This is a genomic window from Dellaglioa sp. CoH-55-MRSF-9 (assembly GCF_056782155.1).
This window is the reverse complement of the sequence record NZ_JBXAYG010000110.1, coordinates 1-259: the sequence shown is the minus strand read 5'-3', so window position 1 is coordinate 259 and position 259 is coordinate 1. Positions and strand designations below refer to the sequence as shown.

1 protein-coding gene is annotated in these 259 nt (G+C 53.3%); it reads right to left on the bottom strand.

Features of this window, described 5'->3' with window-relative positions:
- Positions 1 to 61: 61 nt before the first annotated feature.
- A partial coding sequence (locus AC1RPV_RS07985) for a hypothetical protein (protein WP_481764233.1) occupies positions 62 to 259 on the bottom strand: 198 nt, incomplete at its 5' end.

The window sequence follows — 259 nt, the reverse complement described above, 5'->3', positions numbered from 1 at the left end:
CTCAGAAGGGTGCAAAATTATACACTCTTCCGAAATCGTGTCAAGCATTTTCTACAACTTTTCACTCATCATCCGAGCTTGCGGCGCGACCACGGCGCAGCTTCGGGGGTGCCTGAACATTCTGGAATGCAGCAGGCAGGAAGCGTGCGGCACGCTTGAACATACGTGCAACCGGATCAAGCTTCGTGAGTTCAACACTCTTTACCACACCGGACTTCAGCTTCACATCTTGCGAAACGGACACGACGCGCACCGCAAG